Annotated in this window: 18 protein-coding genes, 1 other RNA gene and 1 pseudogene; 2 read left to right on the top strand and 18 right to left on the bottom strand. The window is 25.9% G+C overall.

All coding sequences use genetic code 11. From position 1 onward, the window contains the following. Positions 1 to 2: 2 nt before the first annotated feature. From HMPREF3045_RS00465 to HMPREF3045_RS00410, 13 genes and pseudogenes are all read right to left on the bottom strand, one after another. The gene (locus HMPREF3045_RS00465; RefSeq protein ID WP_070736703.1) at positions 3 to 1,403 is read right to left on the bottom strand and encodes a zinc-binding metallopeptidase family protein; all 1,401 of its coding nucleotides are present in this window, start codon (positions 1,401 to 1,403) and stop codon (positions 3 to 5) included. Between the two features lie 12 nt (positions 1,404 to 1,415). After that, on the bottom strand, positions 1,416 to 2,162 hold the full coding sequence (locus HMPREF3045_RS00460) for a peptidyl-prolyl cis-trans isomerase (protein WP_070736702.1): 747 nt from the start codon (positions 2,160 to 2,162) through the stop codon (positions 1,416 to 1,418). Between the two features lies 1 nt (position 2,163). Further along, positions 2,164 to 2,706, bottom strand: coding sequence for a S1 RNA-binding domain-containing protein (locus HMPREF3045_RS00455; RefSeq protein ID WP_070640379.1), 543 nt, complete (start codon positions 2,704 to 2,706; stop codon positions 2,164 to 2,166). A 111-nt stretch (positions 2,707 to 2,817) separates the two neighbouring features. Beyond that, a pseudogene (locus tag HMPREF3045_RS09405) lies at positions 2,818 to 2,955 on the bottom strand (RNA-binding protein); the annotation flags it as partial. A gap of 30 nt (positions 2,956 to 2,985) precedes the next feature. After that, on the bottom strand, positions 2,986 to 3,837 hold the full coding sequence (locus tag HMPREF3045_RS00450; protein ID WP_004838743.1) for a YitT family protein: 852 nt from the start codon (positions 3,835 to 3,837) through the stop codon (positions 2,986 to 2,988). 137 nt (positions 3,838 to 3,974) lie between these two features. Then, a complete protein-coding gene (locus HMPREF3045_RS00445; protein ID WP_229028441.1) occupies positions 3,975 to 4,883 on the bottom strand; it encodes a kanamycin kinase in 909 nt (302 codons plus the stop codon). An 11-nt stretch (positions 4,884 to 4,894) separates the two neighbouring features. Next, positions 4,895 to 6,604, bottom strand: a complete 1,710-nt coding sequence (gene ptsP, locus HMPREF3045_RS00440; protein ID WP_070736701.1) for a phosphoenolpyruvate--protein phosphotransferase — start codon at positions 6,602 to 6,604, stop codon at positions 4,895 to 4,897. A gap of 59 nt (positions 6,605 to 6,663) precedes the next feature. Further along, positions 6,664 to 6,924, bottom strand: a complete 261-nt coding sequence (locus HMPREF3045_RS00435; protein ID WP_004838740.1) for an HPr family phosphocarrier protein — start codon at positions 6,922 to 6,924, stop codon at positions 6,664 to 6,666. A 56-nt stretch (positions 6,925 to 6,980) separates the two neighbouring features. After that, positions 6,981 to 7,988, bottom strand: coding sequence for a LacI family DNA-binding transcriptional regulator (locus tag HMPREF3045_RS00430; RefSeq protein ID WP_070736700.1), 1,008 nt, complete (start codon positions 7,986 to 7,988; stop codon positions 6,981 to 6,983). 49 nt (positions 7,989 to 8,037) lie between these two features. Beyond that, entirely contained in the window at positions 8,038 to 8,481 is a 444-nt protein-coding gene (locus HMPREF3045_RS00425) for a hypothetical protein (RefSeq protein ID WP_004838738.1), read from the bottom strand. Positions 8,482 to 8,491: 10 nt separating this feature from the next. Beyond that, entirely contained in the window at positions 8,492 to 9,067 is a 576-nt protein-coding gene (locus HMPREF3045_RS00420; protein WP_004838737.1) for a YtxH domain-containing protein, read from the bottom strand. Between the two features lie 83 nt (positions 9,068 to 9,150). Beyond that, positions 9,151 to 9,319: non-coding RNA, 6S RNA (ssrS, locus tag HMPREF3045_RS00415), on the bottom strand. 33 nt (positions 9,320 to 9,352) lie between these two features. Beyond that, positions 9,353 to 10,213, bottom strand: a complete 861-nt coding sequence (locus HMPREF3045_RS00410; RefSeq protein WP_070736699.1) for an RluA family pseudouridine synthase — start codon at positions 10,211 to 10,213, stop codon at positions 9,353 to 9,355. Positions 10,214 to 10,273: 60 nt separating this feature from the next. Here HMPREF3045_RS00410 and HMPREF3045_RS00405 point away from each other — a divergent pair, with 60 nt between their 5' ends. Further along, the gene (locus HMPREF3045_RS00405; protein WP_070640372.1) at positions 10,274 to 11,059 is read left to right on the top strand and encodes an NAD(+)/NADH kinase; all 786 of its coding nucleotides are present in this window, start codon (positions 10,274 to 10,276) and stop codon (positions 11,057 to 11,059) included. 74 nt (positions 11,060 to 11,133) lie between these two features. Here HMPREF3045_RS00405 and HMPREF3045_RS00400 read toward each other — a convergent pair whose 3' ends face one another. The 3 genes from HMPREF3045_RS00400 to HMPREF3045_RS00390 are packed head-to-tail and all read right to left on the bottom strand — an operon-like array spanning position 11,134 to position 14,387. After that, the gene (locus HMPREF3045_RS00400) at positions 11,134 to 12,639 is read right to left on the bottom strand and encodes a peptidoglycan D,D-transpeptidase FtsI family protein (RefSeq protein ID WP_180362991.1); all 1,506 of its coding nucleotides are present in this window, start codon (positions 12,637 to 12,639) and stop codon (positions 11,134 to 11,136) included. Further along, on the bottom strand, positions 12,620 to 13,897 hold the full coding sequence (locus HMPREF3045_RS00395; protein WP_004838733.1) for an FtsW/RodA/SpoVE family cell cycle protein: 1,278 nt from the start codon (positions 13,895 to 13,897) through the stop codon (positions 12,620 to 12,622). The genes HMPREF3045_RS00400 and HMPREF3045_RS00395 overlap by 20 nt, the downstream gene beginning before the upstream one ends. Beyond that, entirely contained in the window at positions 13,884 to 14,387 is a 504-nt protein-coding gene (locus tag HMPREF3045_RS00390) for an FHA domain-containing protein (RefSeq protein ID WP_004838732.1), read from the bottom strand. The genes HMPREF3045_RS00395 and HMPREF3045_RS00390 overlap by 14 nt, the downstream gene beginning before the upstream one ends. Before the next feature lie 237 nt (positions 14,388 to 14,624). Here HMPREF3045_RS00390 and HMPREF3045_RS00385 point away from each other — a divergent pair, with 237 nt between their 5' ends. Beyond that, positions 14,625 to 15,095 carry a hypothetical protein gene (locus HMPREF3045_RS00385; protein WP_004838731.1) on the top strand — a complete coding sequence of 157 codons (471 nt, stop codon included), beginning with the start codon at positions 14,625 to 14,627 and terminating at the stop codon, positions 15,093 to 15,095. A gap of 89 nt (positions 15,096 to 15,184) precedes the next feature. Here the strand turns inward: HMPREF3045_RS00385 and HMPREF3045_RS00380 are convergent, their stop codons facing one another. Then, complete coding sequence (locus HMPREF3045_RS00380) at positions 15,185 to 16,876, bottom strand: phospho-sugar mutase (protein ID WP_070736697.1); 1,692 nt, start codon at positions 16,874 to 16,876, stop codon at positions 15,185 to 15,187. After that, positions 16,866 to 18,752, bottom strand: a complete 1,887-nt coding sequence (pulA, locus tag HMPREF3045_RS00375; protein WP_070736696.1) for a type I pullulanase — start codon at positions 18,750 to 18,752, stop codon at positions 16,866 to 16,868. Before pulA ends, HMPREF3045_RS00380 begins: the two co-directional genes overlap by 11 nt. Position 18,753: the final 1 nt, after the last annotated feature.

Here is an 18,753-nt window from a genome sequence, read left to right as displayed (position 1 = left end):
CTTCACTCCAAATTTTTATTTAGTTTAAATAAAACTTCCTTAATTAAAGAAAAAGTTTCTAAAATATCTTTAAAATCACAAGCAGAATTTATCATATCCACTTGTTTATATTTTACCCCAATTGATATCATATTAACATTAAATTTATAAAAAATCAGGTTGCAGTCTAAAGAATATTGTGTTTTTATTATCTCTAAATTACTCTTATATAAATAATCATAGGTATCTTTAAATATAAGAGCCAGATCATTTTCTTTATTTTGCCATGAAGGAATTGATAACCTATTTGTAAATTCTCCCCCATTAATATCACTAGCAAGCTTAGTTTGTTCTAACATTCTGCTTAAACTTTCCTCAGATAAGGACCTAAAAATCATAACAGCATTTAATTTATAACTTGAAGTTCTTACTTTTGTTAAAACCGAAGAAGATATTGTGGTTTTTGTATTACTATCTACAGAAAATGTTCCATTTAATGATAATTCAACAAAAGAAGCTATGTGATTGTATGATTCTTGAGTCATTGGATAAAATTTTAATTTATCTATCTTTTTTATTTCAAATTTTAAATTTGGTTCAATTTTTAAATTTGCAGTTAAATATTCGCTTTCAAATAAATAAAATACATCTAATAAATCATTTTCGAATTCATTTTTACAAACTAAGTCTACAAAACAATAAGATGGTGTTTTGTCGTGCTTGCCACCGCCTTCAATATTAATTACATCTAAATCAACTTTTGATTTTATTTTTCTAATAAAAGTCATCAACATTTTTATTGTATTTTTGAAAACATTATTGAAATCATTCGAAAAATTATCGCCAGCTATATTTTTAAGACTTATTCTATAAATCAAATTATTTTCTAAGAAACTTTCTTCATCAATTTCTTTCCTATTTATAGGAATTCCAACTGTACTTATAGTATGTGAAGCAAAACTTTCTGCTATGCAATCAGATTCATTTAAATTTAAATTAATAATATTTTTTGATCTTATAACGGATCTTAAAACAGAAAAATCTTTATTATAATCATTTATATAATTATTTGTTAATAAAATATCAAAATTATTTATACCTTCTTCCAAAAGCATTGTTATCGATAAAATCCCGCTTATTTCAGTTGGATTTAAATTTGTTTCAAATGAAAAATCTTCATCTTCCTTAATTTCAATAAAAGAAGATTGGTTTATTTTATCACTAATATTTAGGTGTAAAACAGCTTTCGAATTTTCATTTTTTATATAATAACAATCATTTATTAAAAGTATAACTAATTTTCTTTCCTTAGCTTTTGACAAAACAAATTTTATAAGCGATTTTTTATCATCAATTACTTTAATATATTCACTTAAATCTTTTGCAATTGCCCTTAGCTTATTGGAATAATTCGACTTTTCCATAAAATTTCCTTCTTAGTAATATTTTTTAACTTCTACCTTCTCTTTGATTTTTCTTGTTTTTTCTAAATATTTTTCTTGTCTTTTTATCATCAAAAGTGTATCGTGAATTCTATCTTTTATTTCATCAAATTCTGGTAAATACTCATCATGTGTATGGTCTAATTTTATTATATGATAACCAAATTGTGTCTTTACTGGTTTTGAAATTTCTCCCTCTCCTAGTTTATCAAGGGCTTCTTCAAATTCTTTAACCATAGTTCCTTTTGGAAATTCTCCCAAATCTCCATTTTTTGAGCCATTATCTTTTGAATATTTATTAGCAGCATCTTCAAAACTTAAACCATCATTTATTTCATTTAAAATATTTTTGGCACTTTCTTCATCGTCTACTAAAATATGACTTGCTCTGTAAGATTTTGGTTTTTTAACCACTTCTTTATTGTTATCATAATAATTTTTAATTTCTTCGTCGCTTACTTCTATGCTTTCAAATAATTTGTGCATTGCATAATTTTTAAGCATATTTTCCTTTGTTATTTCTAACTCTTTAGTAAATTCTTCATCTTCATCTAGTTTGTTTTCTAATGCATCTATATACATCAATTCCTGATTAACTAACTCGTCTGTAATTTGATGAATTCCTTGTGGATTCAAAAATTGTTGTCCGCCTTGCATTTGTGTAATAAAGCTTACAACATCTTTTTGACTAATTTTTTTACCATTTACTTCTGCTAATATATCATTATTTTTTTCTGTCATTTTACCTCTCCAATAATTGTATTTTTTTAGGATAAATCTTAATATATTTATCTTTATAAAGTCTACCTATAGCTCTTTTATAGGCAGATTTTGAAAATCCAAATATTTTATAAATCTTATCAGGAGATGACTTATCTCCCAAATTTAAGAAACCATTATTTTCTTCCAAATAATCTAATATTTTTTGACAATCATCATCTATTTCAAGATAAGATCTTTTTCTATTAGATAATTCAATTTTACCATCTTCTCTTACTTCTTTGACTCTTAATTTTAAAAGTTCTCCCTCAATATGAACTCCATTTAATTCTTTAATTCTTATTAACGAGTCAAATTGATTATTAATCGCAATGAAAGCTCCTATATGTTTATTTATAGAATAAATTCTTCCTTCAACAATATCATTTTCTTTAAAATTATGGTCAAACGATAACATATCCCTAATTTTACTTGTTAAAATAGGCATATTTTGATCATCTATGATAAGTCCAACTGGATAAGTCATATCTTTAATAACCTTATATGTTTTCTCACTAGCTGGCATTAATAATTTTATTTTATCTTGGTATAAAAAATATGCTCCATTTTTTTTGACATCTATACACTTTAAACTATATATTTTTCCACTTTCAATATCAAGATTTATGCTTGCTCTTAAAGTATTATTCTTATCAAAATAAATATATGTCTTTATTTCATCGCCTTGTTTGTATTCTTTTACTTCATTTTTGTCAATTACAGCATCGCCATACTTTGTTTGTATGTATGCCTTATTTTTATTAAATCTTTTTATTTTTAAATTTTTAATTTAAATCACTCCCATTTATTCAAAAACTTGATATGTAAATCCTTCTCCTAGCACTTCTGATATAGCATGAGTAAAAACAAATGCGTTTTTGTCAATTTTTAATATATCATCTCTAATAGGTATGTATTTTCTAAAAGGAACTACAGTTAATATTATATTTCTTTCTTTATGAGAGAAACCTCCCTCTGCTTTGTAGAGGCTTACTCCTCTTCTATATTTACCCAAAATCATTTTATTAATTTCATCACTATAATCACTAATAACAGTAATGGCAATTTTTCTTCCTAATCCTTGTATGAAATAATTAAAACCAAATGATTGAATAATAACAGATAAAACCGCATACAAAGCAGTTTCAACACCAAATTCTTTGACTGCCATCAAAACTACAAGAGAGTCGATAATAAATAAAGATTTTGCTACTGTCATATTAAAATATTTGTTTATTATTGCAGCAATTATATCTGTTCCTCCAGAAGATGCATCATTAAAAAAAATACAACTTAAAGAATAAGATACAATACCTGCACCAAAGAATACGTTTATTATCAAATCATCAGTTAAAATTGTTTGGGGAAAATATCTTTCAAAAAACATTATAGCCAAGGAAATAATTGATGCAGACAAGACTGTCTTTTTCCCAAAATCTTTTCCCATAAGTAAAAAAGCCATAATAAATAAAATTATATTTAAAATTAAATACCATTGTCCAACCGTGAAAAAATTAAAAAGTTTTGCCATAATTAAAGAAATTCCAGTGACACCACCTGGTGCAATATTATGTTGAACTAAAAAAAAATATAAGCCGAATGCTAATAATATTGAATTAAATCCAATATTAAAAACTTTTTTGAAATTTTTTACCATACTATCTTTCCCTTTTGTAAATATTTATATAAATTTTATCATATTTTTTAATTTTCTACAATAAATCAAAATTTGATTTTAATTTACAAAAAAATAAAAGGCTAAAAAAATATACTTTCTTAGCCTCTTTATAAAATTTATTTTGCCCATGTAGGAATGATTTCTGAAAAATTATCATACATATTTAAAATCGCTTCAATTTCTTGCTCATTTAAATATGGTTCTTTTTTATCTCTAATATCAACCAAAGATTCTAGAATATAATAAACTTGATAGAAACTTAATAGCCTATAAAATTTTCTTGAAATAACTTCATCGTTATGATAAGAATCAAGAACTCCTTTAGCAAATTCAGGATATTTTATAGCAATTTTATTTATATTTACAAAATCACTAACTCCATCTCCAATTTTAATTTCTTTTAAGCCTCTAATATCAATTTCTCCATCATCAAATATCCTAATATTTTTTTCACTTATATTTTGATACAAAGAATTAAAGGCAGTATTTTTGCATATATATTTATTTGAGGTCAAATAATCAATCAAAATATAATCGTTATTATCATTAATCTTATTTAACCCATGCCTATAAAGTAAGAAATTGACTTTTGTATCTACATTTTTATACCAATCAAATCCATCATACTCATCAATTTTTTTGATATGAATATTTTTTAGAATTTTACCAAATTTTATACCAATATTATATATTTCATCTTTTTTAAGCTTATCTAAATAATCTCCCAAGGAAATTTCATCCCTGTACTCAAATATTTTGTAAGATTTGTTAATATCTGGCATTATTCCTATTTCAAATAAATCCAAAGTATCTAATAAATCTATACTTTTTAGATAATTATTAATAATTTCTTCTTTTTTTAATTTATCAAAATCATCCATTGAATACAAACCCAAAACATAAGATTTTTCATTTGAAATCACTCTAATTTTATTAGATGAAATGTCTTCAATTGAAGATATATTTTTAATTTTATCTGTAAAAAATTTGGTTCTTTTAATAATATCTAGAGATTTATCATTCATTTTTTTATCCATTAATTATGTTTTTCTATTGACTCCTCAACATCTTTAACATCTTCTAAATCTAAAATAGTTAAGGCAAATTTTTCTTCTTCTTTAAAATTAGAATTTAAAATAATATCTTTAACTTTTGGAAGTTTTGAAGCTGAGCCTGAAAATTCGTCTAATCCAAGTCCTAACAATAGTTTTGTTGCCTTTGTATCTGAGGCAAATTGTCCACACATTCCAGTCCATTTTCCAGCTTTGTGACTTTCATCAATAACATGTTTAATAGATCTAATTACTGCTGGATTAAAATTGTTATAAATATCTGAAATATTTTCATTTCCCCTGTCACAAGCTAGTGTATATTGAGTGAGGTCATTTGTTCCTATTGAAAAGAAATCAGAATATTTTATTAATTTATCTGCCATAATAATTGAAGCTGATGTTTCAACCATAATTCCAAGATCTATGTCTTTATTATAAGCAATTCCCTCTTTATCAAGGTCTTTTTTCAATTCTTCAAGTATTAGTCTAGTTTGTTTTATTTCATCAGTTGAAATTACAAAAGGAAGCATTATTTTTAAATTTCCATAGGCTGATGCTCTTAGTAAAGCTCTTAATTGGTCTTTAAAAATATCTTGGTGGTCTAAGCAGAATCTAATTGCTCTGTAACCTAAGAATGGATTTTCTTCTTTTGGAAAATCATAATAATCAAGTCCCTTATCTCCACCTATATCTAAAGTTCTTACAACCAAAGGTTTTTCTCCAAGCATTTGTGTAGCTTCTTTGTAAACTTCATATTGTTCTTCTTCTGTTGGGAAATGATCATTTTCCATATATAAAAATTCTGTTCTAAATAAACCAACCCCATCGCAACCATGTTCAATTGCTACTTTTAAATCTTCAATATTTCCAATATTTGCAGAAACTTCACAAACTTTACCATCCAAAGTTTTAGCTTCTAGATTTTTAACTTTTTCAAGTCTTTGTTTTTCTTCTTTTTCTTTTTCAATTAAATTTTTATAATCTTCTATTTCTTTTTCGCTAGGATCTACAATTAAAATTCCTTGATTTCCATCAATTATTGCTAGCTGTTCGCCTTTAATCTTACTTGAAACATCTTGCATACCTACAAGTGCTGGAATATCTAAATTTTGTGCAATTATTGAAACGTGAGAAGTTTTTCCTCCAAGGTCTGTTGCAAATCCTAAAACTTTTTCCTTATCCATATTTGATGTATCAGAAGGTGTAAGTTCCTTAGAAATAATAATGCATTCTTCATCTAATTTTGATAAATCTTTAGGTACAACATTTTTAATTTTGCAAAGAACTTGAAATCCAATATCTTTGTAGTCATCAGCTCTTTCTTTTAAATATTCATCTTCTAGAGCTGACATAATCATTACCATTTGCTCAACTGTTTCATTTGTAGCAAGCTCAGCATTTTTATTTTCATTTTGAATTTTTTCTTTGATTGTATCTACAAAATAAGGATCTTGTAATAATTCCTTATGAGCTCTAACAATATTTAAAACTTCTTCATTTTGTTCATTTTTTTCTTTGTAATCCAAATCGTTAAAATAGGAACTGATAGCATCTTCTACTTTTTTAATGTGTAAATCTTTATCTTGATCACTAATATTTGACTTATCAATAACTAATTCTTCTTTACTAAATAGAAAAAGCTTTGCAATAGCAACTCCATTTGAAGCTATAATACCTTTTAGTTTATTAGACATATCTTAAATTTCCTTTCTATTATAAAAATATAGGGGTACTTGATGTACCCCTTAATTAATTATTCTGATAAGTTATCTATAAAATCAGTTAATTTATCTGCAAATGCTTCTTCGTCTTCGCCTTCAACAATGATACCAATTTCTGTACCTTTTGAAATCCCAAGACTCATAACATTGAAAATGCTTTTTGCGTTAGCTTCTTTTCCATCTTTAACTAATTTTACATCACCTGGGTAATTTTTTACAAATTGAACCAAAGATGCTGCTGGTCTTGCGTGAAGACCTGTTTCGTTAGTTACAACAATTTTTCTTTCTGCCATAATTGCCTCCTAAATTATTATATTATTATTTTAACATTTAAATAAGTTACATTCAACTAATGCTTTTTTGTACTATCTCTTTCTATTAATTGAGCATCCAAAACCCAATCATTTTCTAGTATATCTTCTTCGCCTCTTATTCTTTTAATCAAAGCTCTTATTCCTATTGCTCCTATATCATAATTTGGTATAGAAACAGTAGTTAATTTTGGTCTATATACTCTAGAAATTTCAAAATTTCCAAATCCTGCTACTGAATAATCTTCTGGAATTTTTATATTGTTATCATAGCAATATGAAATAAATCCAACCGCAGTTTGATCGTTATAAAAGCTTATAGCACTTACATTTTCACTTTTAGCTTGAGATATAACTTCTTCCCCAATATTATACCCATCATCACTATTTTTTCCATCAGCTTCTATAATAATAGATTTTAAATCATTTTCATTAACAAATTTTTCATATCCTTTGATTTTTACATCTGTTAAATAATTATGTTCTTTTAAAGTAACGTAAGCAATATTTTCATGCCCTTGTTCATATAAGTATTTTGTTAATTCATATTCTTCTTTTTCATAATCTATTTTTACAGTATTTATTTTTTTGAAATCGTGGAATTTATCTAATAATAAAAATGGTATTTTATTATCTCTCAATTTAACTAGAATTTCTGCAGAAATATCTTCACTTATTACTACAATTCCTTCAACTTGTTTTGTTGACAAAAAGTCTATCGCATTTTCTAGAGAATTATCATCTCCATAAGTACTTGAAAGAATTATATCGTATTTATATAAGTGACCAATTTCTTCAACGCCTCTAATTAGTTGAGCCATATATTCAATTCCAATATCTTCAACTATTACACCAATTAGATTAGATTTTTTCATAACCAAACTTCTTGCTAGTTCGTTAGGTTTAAAATCCAATTTGTTAATTGCATCTAGTACTTTTTTTCTTGCTTCAGGACTAACAGGTTTTGAATCATTCATTACTCTCGATACAGTGGAAATTGATACACCTGCAAGTTTTGCTACATCTTTAATTGTAGGTTGTGCCATATATGCTCCTTTCATTATTAAACAATAATAAAGACCATCAAATGATGGCCTATCTTCCTGATATTACGCTTCTAACTATATCAAACACATCCATAATTAATGACGCATAATCATTTATTGAAGCAATTCCTTCTCCAAATGTATCAGTTGTATCTATTACGCTTTCTCCAAAATAGTTCACTGTATCTTTTATATCTACAGTTATATCACTTACATTAGAAATAGCTAGATTTGCATTGGATATAGCCATTTTTAGGTTAGGATCAGAAACTAATCCATTTACATTTTCTACTAAAATATTTGCTTGATCAACCAAGTTTGGTAGTTTATTTATTACATTATCTAAATTATCTTCATTTTTGTCAACAATTTTTTGAATAGATTGAACCAAACCTGATGCTTTTTTCAAAAACATAGCAAGAAATACAATAGCGATTATGCCTACTAATACTAAGATAATATCTCCTATTAATCTTAAATTTATGGTAACCATTATCTACTCCTTACTTATTTTTTTTATCTTCTGCTCTTCTTACTTCTCCAGCTTTCTTTTTAGTATCTTCTGCTACTTCTTTAACTTCTTCTTTGCCTTCTTTGACGTCTTTTTTAGCTTCTTTTGCGCCTTCTTTTGCAGCATCTTTAACGTCTTTAGCATCTTCTTTTAATTTTTCAGCTTCTTCTTTAACATCTTTTGCATTATCTTTTAGATTTGCTTTTGTTTTTTCATAAGTATCTTTAACTACTTTTTTTCCTTCTTCAAAGCCTTCTTCAATTGGTTGTAGTTCTGTATATGCTCTATCCTTAAAATCAACGTATGATTCTTTAGCACTTTCTACAAAATCATTTGTTGTATCTTTAACTTGATTAATTGTGTTATCAACAGAATTAACAATATCTTTTCTTAAATTTTTACCAGATTTTGGTGCAAGTAATAAACCAGCAGCAACTCCTGCAACAGCTCCAACCAAAGCTCCTTGAGCTCTCATTCTGCTATCGTGATTTTTCATTTTCCAAATTTCATATTTAATTTCTCTTTGTTTTCTTTGTGCTTTACTTTCAATATAATCAGCTATACTCATAATAACTCTCCTTATTTATTATTTTTTAAATTTTTGTTCTTATAGATTTATACCCACTATTGGATAAAAACAACAAAATATAAAAAAAATCCAAGGCGGCCCTATTATTTAATACCTTCGCGTAAGTGAAGGTGGGTTTGCTGTTTGAAATATCTGACTTCCACTCAAAGGAGGCTTGCCATCAAAGTCAAAACTCCGCAATCCCTTATAAATGTTGTAGGTTTAAATTTGGACCTTGCCCCTTGGAATACCTTTATTATATATCATGAAAAGCATAATTGCAAATTAGCTATTGTCTCTTAAAAGACTAGAATTTAAATATTTATCAAAATTTGGTCGTGATAATATCGTTATTTTTTCTCCATCTCTAAATCTTAAAAAACTTACCTTGTATGAATGCAATAAAAACCTGTCCAATTTATATTTTGAACCATAAAGTTTATCACCAATTATTGGATGATTTAAATTTGATAAGGAAATTCTAATTTGATGAGTTTTGCCTGTAAAAATTTTGCAATAAATTAGGGAAAATTTATCGTATAATTTTATATTTTTAAAATATGTTTTTATTTCATCGCCTTCATCTGCTATTTTCATTTTTTTATTATTTTCATCATAATTTATCTTCAAAAAAATTGTTTTATCTATTTCTAAATTTCCTTCTACAAGCGCCAAATATTCTTTATCAAAATCATTATTTTCTATTAATTTTTGGTAATATGCTTGGGCATAAGGATTTTTTGCAAGCAAAATAATTCCTGATGTATTCATATCAAGTCTATTTATAAATCTAACTTGAGATTTTATATTATTTTTCAAAAAATAATAGCTAATATAATTTGCCAAACTTTCTTGACCTTTAGAATTTACAGTAAGATTTGCGTCTTTGTCTATAGCAATTATATCTTGATCTTCATATAAAATTTCAAGCTCTTTATTTATCGGCTCATAATTAAGTGATTCATCTTCAATAATTATTTTAATATTGTCATCTGGATTTAATTTAACATTTTTTTCTATTTTTTTATCATTAACTAAGATAGAATTTTTAATTATTTTTTTATAAGCCCTATTTGAAATATTCTTATCTAACAAGAATTTTTTTAAACTAATCTTTCTATCTGCTTTAAATTCAATATATGTCATTTTTTCCTCAAAAATTTTTTTATGTTATAATTAATTATATCTTAAGAAAGGTAAGTAACAATGAATAAAACGATTAATATTTTCAAAAATAAATCTAGATATACTAAAAATATTTATAATAAAACTAGAGCAATATTAAAAGATTTTGGATATGAAATTTCCAATAACTATGATCCAAACGCTTGCTTAAACCTTGTTATTGGTGGAGATGGAACATTTTTAAACGCTGTAAAGCTTTCAAAATTTTCTCAAATTCCTTTTATAGGTATAAACACAGGTCATTTAGGTTTCTATCAAGAAGTAAATCCTGACAATATTGAAGATTTTGTAAGAAGATTATCTGAAAAAAATTATTATATGGAAAAACTTGCAATTCTCGAATCAAATATTGGTAATAATAAAATTAATGCTGTAAATGAAGTTGTAGTAAAAAGCAACAGAAATCAAATTGTAAGGCTTAGACTTTTTATTGATGGAAATTTTATAGAAAATTTTTCAGGAGATGGTCTAATAATATCTACTCCTCACGGTTCAACAGCTTATAACTTATCATCAAACGGAGCAATTTTGCACCAATCTCTTGAGGGCTTTCAACTTACACCAATTGCACCTATTTTTTCAAGTTTAAATAGGTCATTAAAGGCACCAATAATTTTGCCGAAAAATGCTGAAATCGAAATTAATGTTAGCAAAAGAGATAATTATCACACAGTTTTCTTGTTTGATGGCAAAGAATATAAGACAAATAGTTTTAAAATAAGCACAAAAATTTCTAATAAGGAACTAAAAAAGCTTATTTTAAATAAAAACCATTATTGGTCTAATATAAAAAATAAGCTTTTGTAATTTTTTATTATAATTATATATTCACAATAAAAATGCTTTGGAAGTTTTTTATACCAAAGCATTTTTTAATTATTTTAATTTAGATTGACATTATTTACAATACTTGTAATTAACTCTCCTGCAATTGGAGCAGCTGTAATTCCTGCTGTATCATCAGAATCTTCTATAACAATAGCAAAGGCTAATTTAGGTTGATAAGCTGGAGCAAATCCAACAAACCAAGCATCTGTTGTTCCGTTTTTTTTATCAGCCGTTCCAGTTTTTCCTGCTATTTGTACAGTTCTGGTGTATGCATTTGTTCCCGTTCCTCTATTTACAACATCAACCATAAAATCTCTAATATAATTAGAATTTTCTACACTTGTAACATCTGATATTACTTTACTTTCACTTTCTTTTATTATTTTTCCATCTTTGTTTACAACATTTTTTACAAGTCTTGGTTGCATCATTTTTCCATTATTAGCGATTGTAGATGCAATCATTGCCATGTGAAGCGGAGTAACTTTTGTCTTACCATATCCAAATCCTGTCATCGCTAAATCAACTTGATTTAAATCATCAAATGGAATTTTGGAATTTATTTTTTCTATATCAAATTTATAATCCTTATTGAACATATATTTTTCAGCTATTTGTTTATAAAAATCTTTACCTAATTCATCTGTTTTTGATGCAAAATAAGTATTAACAGAATTTAAAAACGCTGATCTTAAATTTAAATTCCCATAAGAATATCCACCATAATTTTCTATATCATAGCCTTGAATTTTAACTTTTCCTGTATCGTTATAATGAGTATTTAATTTACTCTCTAATATTGCATTAGCAGTAACAATCTTCATTGAAGAACCAGGTCTATAAATTCCTTGACTGGATCTATTAAGCAAAGGTGCATTTGTGTTTTGAATTAACATATCCCAATCTTGGTCTAGGCTGTTTGGATCATAAGATGGTTTTGAAACCATTGCCAAAACTTCTCCATTTCTTGGATCCATAACGACAATAGAGCCAATATGATCTCCCAAACTTTCGTAGGCTATTTTTTGAATTGTTTGGTCAATTGTTAAATTTAAATTATTTCCTACTCCAGATTTTTCAACCATATCTCTTATTTTTGATGTTGGTTGGTCTGAAATATCTAATAATTCCTTATTGTAAGTTTTTTCTAAACCACTTTTTCCATACTTAATTGAATTATATCCAGTAAAAGCCGAATTTATTTTCCCATTTTTATAAACTCTTATACTATTTCCATTATCATCTTTTTCGTTATATACTAAAAGATTTCCATTTCTATCGTAGATATTTCCTCTTTTAATTACATTTTCATTTACCCAATTTCTTTTATTATGACTGTTATCAGCTAGAGTTTGAGCTTTAAATAATTGAAAATATACCAAATATAAAACTATAGATAAAAACAAAAGAATAAAAAGCATCATAACATATATTAATCTTTTATTCATAGTTGATTTTTCTAATATATGTTTGTTATCTTCGTCTTTTAATCTTTGTTTTTTTTCCATATCTAAGATTTTTTGAATAAATGGCTTTTCTTTATCTTTCTTCTTTTTCATTATCATCACCATTTTCTATTTTTTGACCACAATATTGTAGGCAGGCTAATAAAATAAAACCTGATACCATTGAGGAGCCTCCTGCAGAAATAAATGGAAGAGTAACACCTGTTAATGGAATAAGTTTTAAAACTCCACCTAAAATTATCAAGGTTTGAAGCGCAAAAAGCCCCCCTATACCAAAAGCAAGTATTGAAAAGAATTTATTTTCTTGTTGAAGAGCAATTTTTATTGCCCTATAAACTAAAATCAAGAACAATAAAACTACTGCAATTCCCATAAAAATCCCATATTCTTCACAAATTGCAGGAAAAATAAAATCACTTTCTGCAACTGGAATATAATCAGGTCTACCCAAGCCTATTCCTGTACCAAACAATCCACCACTTGCAAGAGCAAATAATGATTGAGTAATTTGGTAACCCTTATCGTCAATAACAGACCATGGATCAAGCCATGTTTGTACCCTAACTCTAATATGAGAAAATAAAAAATATGCAAGTATAGCTCCCAAAATTGTAAATATTACGTTCAAAAGAATAAGCTTTCTATCTCTTTCATAAACAAATTGTGTCAAAATCATTGTTCCAAAAAATATTAAAGCTGTTCCCAATTCTTTTTGAATAAAAAACATCAAAATAAAAAAGTAAATTCCAATATTCAAATAATACTTACCAAATGCTTTTTTTCTATATTTATTGTAATTTGTATAAAAGCTTGCCACAAAAAATATAAAAGGAATTTTAATAAATTCTGATGGTTGTATGGTAATAGGACCAATTACAATCCAGTTTTTCGCACCACCAGATGCAAAACCAAATACCAAAGTTGCCATAAATAAAACTATAGAAATTACAAAATAAAAAATAATGTAATCATCCCAATTTTTTATTTTTGGCAATATAAAATAGGTAATAAAAAATACAACCACACCAATTATATAAAACAACAATTGCTTTTTCCCTAAAGCAGGATCTAGCCTATAAATCATAGCAACGCCAATTGAAAACAACATATTTACAATAAGTAATAAAATACTATCGCTTCTTGTAAATTTATTAGCCAAAACTGTAGATAATATTGTTGTAATTAGTATTGTTAAATAGGAATAGAAATCTCTGCTTTGTAAATGTTTAGCATTGTAAATCATTGACAAACTTAAACTTAAAAATTCAAATACAAATAAAAGAAATAAAGCAGAATTTTTATATTGTCTTTGCCTGGTGATATTTATATTTTCATTTTTAATCATCTTCATCACCGTTTATAAATAAGAATTTAAGTTCTCCAAATTTAATAATATCCTTGTTTTTTAATTCTATCGCTTCATTAATTCTTTCATCATTTAAAAAAGTTCCATTAGAAGAGTTCATATCTTCCAAAAAATAAATACCTTGGTCTAAAATAATTCTCGCATGAAAACTTGATAAAAATTTGTCTTTTATGCAAATAGTATTTTTATCATCTCTTCCAATAGTATTATTGTCGCCAATATAATAATATTCTTGTACTTTAAATTTGTGTTCTTGATTTTGATTTATGAATTGTAAATATGTATCAGATATTTGCTCTTTTTTAATAGCATATCTAACATCATAATATATTATTCTAATAATTGAATAGATAAAGTACAAAACAATAACAACAAATACATATTTTAAAATTGTTGATAATAATTGATATAAAGTTAAATTTCCAAAAACTTGAATAGAAAATACTTTATCTATAAAGTTAAAAAATTGATCCATAAAACCTCCTTACTTCCTGTTTACTTATTTTATCAGAAATTTAAAATTCTTTAAAATATCCTTATTAAAAATATCTAATATAAAAGCCTTAGATAAATTTGTGTTAAAATCAAGTTTAAACCCACGATAATTTTTTGACAATATATATATATATATATATTATAATGAAAATAATAAAATTGAAATATTTAAATAATGAAAATTTAATACAATAAAATTATATAAGGAGATAAAATAATGAGTTCTGAGCATAATAATATCATAAGAGAATTTAATTTTGAAAGTTTACCATTACCATTTTCTGCACAAAGACATATTCAAGTATATGAAGATGTAATATATTATAATGATACTAAATTATTTGGAAATAATAATTCCTATGGAAAAATCAGAGTTGATAGAATATACGATGCCTATATTATGCATTATAAAAGTAATAAACGTCATATATTATTATTACTTCTATTCTTTTTTGCTTTTATCAAGCTCAATAATGCTATATTATTTTTTATATCCGTATATTTTCTTTGTAGACTTATTTTATTTAAAAAGTATTTTATAAAATTAGAAATGGAGAATGGTAGTTATTTTGTAATAAATTTTTATACATGGGAAGAAGATATATGTCATGAAATTTATGATTCTATTGATTATATGTTAGACAAAAGAGTTGATGATACTAATATAGGCAGATATATTAATAAATAAAATCTGTTTCAATATTAATATTTATATATATATGCAATTAATTTAAATAAAAAATTAAGTGCCAAGTGGTTTTTCTTGGCACTTAATTTCTAATCAATTTTATCAATTATTTTATTTACTTCATCTTTCAATTTATCTTTTTTAATTTCTGACTCTTTTTTACTTTTTTCTATTACATTTAGGTATAATTTAATTTTTGGCTCTGTTCCTGATGGTCTTAATACAAACCATGAGTCATCTTCTAGATAATATTTTAATACATTTGATTTTGACAATCCTGTATCATCATTTAAGTAATCAACAATGTTTTTAACTTTAAGTCCTATTACTTCTTCAATTGGATTGTTTCTTATTGTCTCCATTATTCTTTTAATTTTATTTGCTCCATCAAGTCCTTCAAGAACTATTGATTGAACTTCGTTTGAATAATATCCAAATTTATCATATATATCATCCAATACATCTAACAAAGTTTTACCTTTATCTTTATAATAAGCTGTCATTTCGCTAATAAGCATAGCAGAATTTACTGCATCCTTATCTCTGACAAATGTTTTGTAATTATATCCTATACTTTCTTCAAATCCAAAAATAAATTCGCCTTTGCCTTTTCTTTCGAATTCATTTGCTACTTCATAAATATTTTTAAATCCTGTCAAAACTTCAAAGACTTCAACCCCATAGCTTTTTGCAATTGGTTTAATTAAATCTGTAGATACAATAGTTTTTACAACTGCTCCGTCTTCTGGCAATTCATTATTTTCATCTAGGGCTGTCAAAATATAATTTGTAAGCAATGATCCAATTTGATTTCCTGTTAAAAATTGATAGTTTCCTTTTTCATCTTTAACTTCAACTGCACATCTATCTGAGTCTGGATCTGTTGCAAGCAACAAATCTGCTTCTTTTTCTTCTCCTAATTTTTCTGATAATTTAAATGCTTTTGGATCTTCTGGATTTGGATAACCTACTGTTGTAAAATCAGGATCTGGATTTTCTTGTTCTTTTACTATATAAATATTTTCAAATCCTCTTTCATTAAGTATTCTTCTTACCAATTTATTTCCACAACCATTTAATGGAGTGTAAACAATTTTTACTTTCTTGTCTACGTCATCGTTAATTGTACAAGCCAAAACTTCTTTTACATAATCTTCTATTAATGAATCATCAATCCATGAAATTAATCCTTCATCCATCGCTTTATCAAAATCAATTCTTTTTATTTTTGAATAATCATCATATTCTTTCATATAATTTTGAATTTGTACTGCAATATCTTCAAGAATTTGACTTCCATCCGAACCATAAGCCTTGTATCCATTATATTCTCTTGGGTTGTGGCTTGCTGTCACCATTACTCCAGCTATAGATTTTAATTTTCTTATAGCGTATGAACAAACTGGTGTTGGTTGAATTTCTTTGAAAATATTTACTTTAATTCCGTTTGCAGCAAAAACTTCAGCTGTTATTTTTGAAAATTCATCAGATTTGTGTCTAACGTCATAACAAATTGTAACTCCTCTTTTTTTTGCGTCTTCGCCCATATCTGATATTGTATCGGCAAAGGCTTGGCTTGCTTTGGCAACTGTATATTGGTTCATTCTATTTGTTCCAGCACCTAATTTCCCTCTTAGTCCTGCTGTCCCAAATGCCAATTCTTGATAAAATCTATCTTCAATTTCATTCTCATCATTTTCAATATTTTTTAATTCATCTTTTGTGTCTTGGTCAAAAAATTCATTATTTAACCAAGATTCATAAACTTTTTTATAATCCATAATCTTCTCCTCCTACATATACGTTTACAGAATATTTACTGATTTTTTTTATATCAGAAACATTTAATCTTTTATTAATTTTACCCTTTTTATCAAATATTTTAACAAGTTCTATTTCCTCATTAAATATTTTATTTTTTGTTTTATCATCAAGTTCATAATCATTTTTTAGGGCATTAAATACTAAATAAATTTTTTTATTTTTAAAATTTATTTTATAAGCAACCAAGAAATCTTCTAGTCCATCAACAAAAGTTAAAACTTTTTTTATATCTTCACTTTTATATAAGTCAAAAACTTCTAATTTTTTTCTCAATTCAATAAGCTCTTTTACATAAGTAAAAGTTTCCAAATTATCAATTTTATCTTGCCAATTTATTCCATTTATATCAAGGCTCGAATTATATGAATTGCTGTTATTTGATTTTGAATTATTAAATTCAGTTCCTTCATATATAAATGGCTTGCCAAATGATAAAAACAAAATCGCAAATCCAAGTCTTGATATAAAATCAATATTTTCATGATTTGTTAAAGAAATTTTTAACTTATCGTAATAAATGAGATTATCATGACATGCAAAATAATTTATAACTTCGCTTGCATCATCTGCAAATCCGATTCTTTTTTCATCAAAATTAATACTTCCGCTAATTCCTATTTCAATTTCATTTTTTAATGTAAAATTTCCTTGGATAAATCCTTTTGAATATCCATCATTATCTCCCCTAATTGCATTTCTAAATCTATCATTAAAAACTGCAAAGCCATTGGATTTTTGACTTCCTACAAGAATTTGTTTTTCAAGAGGTAAAACTGATTCTCCTCCCATCCAAGGCTCTCCATAAATAATTATGTAGGGTTTTATTTTTTTTAATTCTTTAATTGCGATTTTTATTGTATCAATATCAATCAAAGCCATCAAATCAAATCTAAATCCATCAATATCATATTCACTTACCCAATGTTTCAAGGAATCAATAATTAATTTTCTCACAAAAGCTTTTTCACTTGCAAGCTCATTTCCAACTCCCGAACCATTAGAAAAATTTCCGTCTTGATTTTTTCTATGATAATAATTGGGTGCTAAAATTTCCAAATTTGAATCTATGGTTTTAAATGTATGATTATATACAACATCCATTACAACATTCATTCCATTTTCATGAATTTTATTTACCATTTCTTTAAATTCATAGATTCTTCTTTTTATTTTGTATGGATTTGTAGAATAAGAACCTTCAACATTAAAATACAATTCTGGATCATAGCCCCAATTATAATTATCATCATCAAAAAATTTCTCATTTTCTTCGAAAGTAGAAATAAAATCATAAACTGGTAGAAGTTGAATGTGAGTAACATTCATTTCTTTTAAATGGCTTAATCCTGTTGTATGGCCTTTAAATTTTGTATTTTTTTCACAAAGACCAAGAAATTTTCCTCTGTATTTTACATTTGAATTTTTATTTGCAGTATAATCTTTTACATTTAATTCATAAATTATTGCCTTATTTTCGCAAATTTTTGGAGCAAATTTTTTAAAGTTTTTTGGATTTGTCTTTTCAAAATCAACAACAGCTGACATTAGGCTATTGATAGATGACGCCTTTGAGTAAGGATCTGTTACTTCATATTTATCTTCAACCAAATATGAATAAAAAAATCCATCCAAATCTTTATCAATTTTACAATAAAATACATCAAATTTTGTTTTGACCATAGAAAATTTTTCTTTTCTTATTTTTCTATAATCATCTGTTATTAATAAATCTATTTTTTTTCTATTTGGAGCAAAAACTCTAAATTCTGTATATTTTTTTGTATATATTGCTCCTAATTTTATATCCTTAATTTCTTCGTAATTATATGTCATA

Source organism: Anaerococcus sp. HMSC075B03, from assembly GCF_001815585.1.
In the GTDB taxonomy this organism is placed as follows: Bacteria; Bacillota; Clostridia; order Tissierellales; family Peptoniphilaceae; genus Anaerococcus; species Anaerococcus vaginalis.
The sequence above is the reverse complement of the archived record's forward strand: the minus strand, read 5'-3'. Positions and strand labels throughout refer to the sequence as shown.